General features: G+C 63.9%; 7 protein-coding genes. 1 reads left to right on the forward strand and 6 read right to left on the reverse strand.

Annotated elements, in window-relative coordinates; genetic code table 11:
• Positions 1-44: 44 nt before the first annotated feature.
• The 3 genes from ACAG24_RS28000 to ACAG24_RS28010 all read right to left on the reverse strand — a co-directional run bounded on the left by ACAG24_RS28000 (position 45) and on the right by ACAG24_RS28010 (position 1768).
• The gene (locus tag ACAG24_RS28000) at positions 45-509 is read right to left on the reverse strand and encodes a DUF6188 family protein (protein ID WP_070351816.1); all 465 of its coding nucleotides are present in this window, start codon (positions 507-509) and stop codon (positions 45-47) included.
• 78 nt (positions 510-587) lie between these two features.
• Positions 588-1259 (reverse strand): TetR family transcriptional regulator, encoded by a 672-nt coding sequence (locus ACAG24_RS28005; protein WP_011856878.1) that lies wholly within the window; start codon positions 1257-1259, stop codon positions 588-590.
• The gene (locus ACAG24_RS28010) at positions 1256-1768 is read right to left on the reverse strand and encodes a PaaI family thioesterase (RefSeq protein ID WP_370475989.1); all 513 of its coding nucleotides are present in this window, start codon (positions 1766-1768) and stop codon (positions 1256-1258) included. The genes ACAG24_RS28005 and ACAG24_RS28010 overlap by 4 nt, the downstream gene beginning before the upstream one ends.
• A 102-nt stretch (positions 1769-1870) precedes the next feature.
• Between ACAG24_RS28010 and ACAG24_RS28015 the strand changes: the two genes are divergently transcribed.
• Complete coding sequence (locus ACAG24_RS28015; protein WP_011856876.1) at positions 1871-2563, forward strand: TetR/AcrR family transcriptional regulator; 693 nt, start codon at positions 1871-1873, stop codon at positions 2561-2563.
• Between the two features lie 349 nt (positions 2564-2912).
• Here ACAG24_RS28015 and ACAG24_RS28020 read toward each other — a convergent pair whose 3' ends face one another.
• From ACAG24_RS28020 to ACAG24_RS28030, 3 genes are all read right to left on the reverse strand, one after another.
• Positions 2913-4247, reverse strand: coding sequence for a hypothetical protein (locus tag ACAG24_RS28020; RefSeq protein WP_011856875.1), 1335 nt, complete (start codon positions 4245-4247; stop codon positions 2913-2915).
• 128 nt (positions 4248-4375) lie between these two features.
• Positions 4376-4708, reverse strand: coding sequence for a helix-turn-helix domain-containing protein (locus tag ACAG24_RS28025; protein WP_024449211.1), 333 nt, complete (start codon positions 4706-4708; stop codon positions 4376-4378).
• A complete protein-coding gene (locus tag ACAG24_RS28030) occupies positions 4698-5825 on the reverse strand; it encodes a tyrosine-type recombinase/integrase (protein ID WP_046363131.1) in 1128 nt (375 codons plus the stop codon). The genes ACAG24_RS28025 and ACAG24_RS28030 overlap by 11 nt, the downstream gene beginning before the upstream one ends.
• Positions 5826-6000: the final 175 nt, after the last annotated feature.

Consider the following 6000-nt stretch of genomic DNA (forward strand, 5'->3'; position numbering starts at 1 on the left):
CGTATTGCCGCCCAAGTCGACCCGTCGCAGTGTCCGCGGCCGGATTAGTGGGTCTGCCGCGCCGACCCCGCCGATGATTGCCTGACGCTGTTGACGATGTTGGCGTCGTCGGTGTCGGGGAGGTCATGGCGGACCACGCGTACCCGTCCTTGAGGTAGACAGGCCATGTAGCCGTGGCGCATGCCATAGAGCTCCCACGCTGTCTGTTCAGCGTCGGGATCGACATCGATGCGATGTCCGCGCGAGAAGCTCAGGTGTAGCCCTCCATCGTCGCTGGACCAGGCCTGGGTGCACAGTGCGCCGGCGAGGTTCAGCAGCGGGCGTTCGTGGGTCGCGATCCTGAGGGGGTCAATACGCACCGCCTCGATGGGGTAGGTGCCGACGGCAGGAAGCGTCAATAGTAGGGGGCAGGAGATGACGATTTCGTTGTAATCATCGAAATCCAGAACCAGGCCGCCGTGCAGCGAGAGGCGTTGTACGACAGGGTTTTCGATCCATTGGGTGTACATGGCAGTCTCTTTTCGACGCATCGTTGAGCCGTATCCCCAAAGAGTACGCAAAGTATCGCTGCGATACCAGCAGTATCGTTACCGGTAGACGGCTGGCCTAGCAGCGCTGGTCACGACGCGCCTGGTGGCTCGGTCAATGCGGTCGCGGGTGTCGGCGGCTGTCGCGCGGTGGCCGCTGAAGGCCACGAGGTTGGCCAGCCAGATGTCGGAGATGATCCCAGCCACGTGCAGATCGGTAGGAGTGGGCTCGCCGCCCCTGAGCGTGCGGGCCAGCAGGATCTGGATCTCATCGGCCGCGCGGTCGAGTTCCGCGGCGGCGCGGGTATCTGCGACTGCGAAGGCCCGTGTCATGGCCGTCGTCAGCCATGGGTCGCGCTGCCAGCGGTCATGCAGATGTGCGGTGAGCCGTTCGAGCCGTTCCAGCGGTGTGCCCTCACCACTCGCCCAGTCCCCGGCCGAGTCGAGTCGACGGAACTCGCGCGTCAGCGCTGCCACCAGCAAGTGGGTTTTCGCCGGGAAATAGCGGTAAAGCGTGCCGACGGCGATGCCGACCCGCTCGGCAACTGTCCGCATCTGAACCGCCTCGTAACCACCCGCCGCGGCCACGACCAAAGCTGCATCAAGAATGGTCTCCCGGCGCCGTGCGGACGCGCGTGAACGCGACGCGTTAGCGGCTCGCTTCTCTGCAGCGACCGAGTTCGCTTCCGAAGGCGGGGTTTTCCCGTGGCTGCGCGCCTGAGGGACAGTCATGACGGCTCCGGGTCGAGGCCGCCGCGGCGCGAGAACTGCTCCAGAAGATCGCCGAAAGCGCTGACATCGCCGTGTGCGGCGAAGTGCTCAGGGCTGACGACAATGAACACTGCACTGGCGGTGAAGCGGGCGATCCCACCCTCACCCGTGCCTGTCGCCGTGACATGCAGCGCCCGCCCTTCACGAGAGACGATGTGGGCAGTAATCCGGTGGGTCTGATGCAGCGGCACCGGCCGCAAATATTCGACCGTCAGGGTGCGGGTCACCGCCGGGGTTCCGGCGATCCACAACGTGAAGCCCAGGACGTCATCACATGCCGCGGCCACTGCCCCGCCATGGGCCAGGCCCGGGGCCCCGATATGGCGCTCATCGAACGTCACATCGGTGTACGCCGCGTCGCCGCTACGATGCACCACCAACCGCAGTCCGTGGGGGTTGTCCGGGCCGCAACCCATGCATGTCGTGGTGTGCGAGGGCAGCCGCTCGGGCGGCAACAGGCTTTCGGGCACCGTCACCCTCCAATACGATCGGTTTCGCTGCGCTACCGTTAGTACCACACTGCTAGACTGCCGTGACAGCATCGCGTGAAGATCGACCGCCGAGGTGAACGAGTGAGCGACAGTCAGGCAGTGCCCGTCCCTGACGACGACGTGGACCCTCGGCTCATCCGGTCACGCACCCGGCTGCTGGATGCTGCGGCAACGCTACTGAGCACCGGTGGGGTGGAAGCGGTCACTATCGATGCCGTCACCAAAGCATCCAAAGTGGCCCGAACCACGCTGTACCGCCACTTCCACAGTTCGTCGCATTTACTGGCAGCCACGTTCGAACGCCTACTTCCACAAGTGACCACTCCGGCACCGACCAGCGGACCCCTCCGTGAGCAGCTGATCGAATTGCTCAGCCGCCAAGCCGCCCTTTTCAACGACGCACCGCTGCATGTCACGACACTCGCGTGGCTCTCATTGGGGCCCACCGGCTCCAATGCCCAAGCGGAAGACCGCCACACATCCGGGGCGCTACGGACCCGAGTTGTCGATCAATATCGTCAACCATTTGACGCCGTACTCACCAGCCCAAAAGCTCAAGCCGAACTCAACGACTTCGACCAGGAACTGGCGCTTTGCCAACTCGTCGGACCACTCGCCTTCGCCCGAATGACCGGGCTTCGCACTATCACTCACAATGACTGCGCGAACATCGTCGATGACTTTCTCGCCGCCCACCGCAACACCGACAGCGACGCCATAAAATCGAACATCGCCACCAAGAAGACGGGCCGCCCGGCGCGCTCAGCTCGCTAGGCACAACGAAATCACAATGTCGAGCCGGCTGGTCTTCGGGCCCTTTTCGCCTCTCGCAAATCGCGTCGGTGATGGCATCGAAGGACCATTCGTCGCCATCATCGGCGAGGCCGTACGCTGGTTTCCGTTCCACAGCGAGGTGCGGAGACTCGCAGCAGGGTAGTGAGCTACCCGAAGTGCAGGTCACCCGCGGTTCGGCGTCTCAGACGCTTGAGGGCGCGCAACTGCTTGAACCCGTTTCTCGATTGCTTGACTTGTGGCGAGGAGGATTGACAAAGAACAACTTTGACGAGAGCAGGCGAATCGTGGCCTCGGCGGCATGGAGTGGTTACGACATCGCTGTTGCGAGTTAGCTCCGCCTTCGATGCGGCATTGATCTGCCGCGTTCGGTGACGTAATCGGTCCAGTCGCGGGCGGCGAGTTTGGCCCAGGCGGCTGCGTTCTTGGTGGTGATCGCGAGCAGTTCGGCCAGCACGGGTGCGGGCATGTCGCTGGCGAGCTGGAAGAGCGCGGCTTTGCGATGTTCGTAGGGTTTCACCCCGACCGCGACGAGCTGGGTGCGGATGTTCTCGGTGGACAGGTGGGTGCCGGGAAGTCGGCCGGGGAACAGCCAGCCCGTATGGGATGGGGTGTAGCGGCTTTCGCATTGCTGCTCCAGATGCTCGCGGATGAGGTCGTCGAGTAGGGGAGGCATTTGGATGGGGATGGCGGCGAAGACGACATGCACGGCGTGATCGTCGGAGATCGAGATTTGGCTTGATCGCAGGGCGACGATGCGCGAAAGAGGTTGGGCGAACAACAATGTGAGCAGTCCCGCGATGCGGGTTTTGCGGCGGATTGTGTCGTCGTGCAGCAGCCGCCCGACGGCGGCCCACCGCTGGGAATCCGAGACGGTTACCGAGGGAGGTGACCGTGGCGGATCGGTGACCCTCAGTGTGGTGTTGATGCGGGATTGGCGTAGCCAGACGAGGAAGGCGTACTCGGCAGTGAGCGGCCTCCGGTGGAGCGCCTGGTAGCGCTCCAGCATCTCCTGTGTCGCTGTCGCCGGAGTGGCGTCGTGGGTGTGCAGAAACGCCATGAACTGAATCGCCACGCGGACGCGACGACGGCAGGCATCGGTCATCGATCTCGTCAGCCGGTTCTCGTGGGAGGCCTTGCGCATCTGGCGCAGTACATGCCAATGCGCGAATCGGCGAACGATGGCGGCGTCTTCGGCCGGAAGCTCGGCTACAACGTCCTCGATCCAGGGCAGCATCCGTTCGACGCGGATGTCGATCGGGCCCAGAACGCCGACCGCGACCAGGAGGCTGCGCAAGTAATCGTGGGCTCGGTCCGAGGGAAGATCGCTGAAGGTGTCGTGGCTGATTTCACGCGTTCCGCAGGCCATGTCGCGAAGGAGCTGCGGGCCGGTACCGGGCTTCTTTCGCAGCCACCAGAGCACCGTCTGTGGGCGGTCGGCGTTGATCAGTTCGTCGAACACGGGCCGTAGTCGGTGATGAATCGTGCCGCTGATCGGGTCGGTGAGCAGCTCGGTGAGGCGCTCGCGTAGGAAGCAGCGGGCGCATCGGTAGAACCCGTAGGGGTGTTCTTCGCGGCCGCATTCGCTGCAGGTGAAGATCGATGCGACACCGGCGCAGGAGGCGCACACGATGGCATCGTCGAGCTGCCACGCCAGTGGCCGCACGGTCTCACACCGCGGGCATTTCTCGGGGTGATAGTGCCGTCTGCGACGGCATGCGACACAGATGCGACGCCCGTGCGTCAGTGGGGTTAGCCGGATGGTGCTTGCACACTCCCAGCAGGCCCGCTGAGTCACTGGTTGTCGTGGGGGCGGCGGATGGTGGCGCGGATGGGTCGCAGGTCGCCGATGCCGGGTCCGCTGTCGTTGACCGCGGGCGCCTCACGGACTTGTTCGGCGACGAGCTCGAGCAGGTCGTTGGGCGTGCACGACAAGATGTCGCAGAGGGCGGCGAGCAGGTCGAGATTGATGCGCTGCGGGGGCTTGGTCGCGATCCGGTGCACCATCTGTCGGGAGATCTCCACGCCACGCTCGTGCAGCGGTGCGACAAGGTCGGTGGTGGCGAACATTCCGTTCTGGGCCATCAGCTGACGCAGGTTCCACCGCAGCACGGTCCTAGTGCTCATCTCCGCCTTCACCTGTCGTCGTGGATGATCCGTAGACGCGGCGCAGCGCCGCCTGCAGTGTTTTGGTCTTGAAGTCGTCGGACACCGAGGTATAGATCGCGGTGGTCGAGGCATACGAGTGCCCCACCTGTTCGGTGACGAACCGCTCCGGATAACCGAACTCGATCAGATGGGTGACATAGGAGTGCCGCAGGCAGTGCAAGGTGAGCTCGGCAGGCAGTCCCGCTTGCACCCGTGCGACGGCGAATCGCCTATCCATGGTCTTGGTCGCCACGCGCCGTCGACGCTCGGTCAGCCAGAGCTCTTGACGGTTCCCGGGGCTGAGGAGTGGGCGGCCGTGGTCGACCCATTGGCGCAGTCCGTCGATCACCCAGTCGAACTCCGGAACGGCGAGCACGGTGCGACGCCTGGGAGAGCTGCCGCGACGTGATTTGGCGTAGCGAACGTGGACGGCGCCGAACGTGCCCCAGGCCGGCATCCGCGAGTTCGGACGCAGGTCGGCGAGATCGAGATAGCACAGCTCGCGGCGGCGTAAACCGAAGGCGTAGGCCGTCTTGATCATCTGTGCGTCGCGCAGCGCCGCGAACGCGCCTTTGTTCCTGGACCGAGCGAGAACATCGACGCGATCATCGAGGAAATCGAACAATGTTTCCAGTTCGTCGTAGGTGAACGGGCGACGCGCGGGCTTGCCCTCGTAGTCGACCAGATGCGCGGCGGTGTTGTAGTCGTGACAGACCTGCGATGGGATCCGTCCGAACCTGTTCTCGCATTGCGCGATCCAACCGTAGCGGCTATCGAGTAGGTAGTCGCAGAACATCCGCAACGACATGTGATAGCCGCGAATGGTCGACGGTGCTTTGCGTTCCGGGCCCGACATCAAAGCGGCCGTGAAGTCTTCGACATCGCCGGCAGTCCAGTCCCACGGAGGCGCCCCGGCGAACTCTGCGAACCGCCGCACCAACGCCAGCCGCGGCTCGATCGTGGCCTCAGCAGCGAGTAGCCGAGACGCCTGTTGACGACCCCACCCAGACAGCATCGCTTCGAAGACTGCGCTGGCCTCGTCCAGGTGAACCACGCCCGAGGCAAGAACCAAGTGCGCCGACCCCGGAACGCTCACAAGAGAACCTCCATCTATCGTCAACTTAGAGTTGTCAATGACAACCGCAAGTTACCACACCTGCGAGCGAAATCCGTCTACCAGGAGGAACACGAAAGTGGTTCAATGAAGCGCATCCGGCGCTGGTCCCATGCGCCAGATATACGCGTCAACTTCAGGTTGATTCGCGACCTTC

It is taken from the genome of Mycobacterium bulgaricum (assembly GCF_041287165.2).
Lineage (GTDB): Bacteria > Actinomycetota > Actinomycetes > Mycobacteriales > Mycobacteriaceae > Mycobacterium > Mycobacterium bulgaricum.

Bases quoted from the DNA above. Each gene is read 5' to 3' on its own strand.
- ACAG24_RS28000 (WP_070351816.1), bottom strand. From the start codon at position 509: ATGTACACCCAATGGATCGAAAACCCTGTCGTACAACGCCTCTCGCTG.
- ACAG24_RS28005 (WP_011856878.1), bottom strand. From the start codon at position 1,259: ATGACTGTCCCTCAGGCGCGCAGCCACGGGAAAACCCCGCCTTCGGAA.
- ACAG24_RS28025 (WP_024449211.1), bottom strand. From the start codon at position 4,708: ATGAGCACTAGGACCGTGCTGCGGTGGAACCTGCGTCAGCTGATGGCC.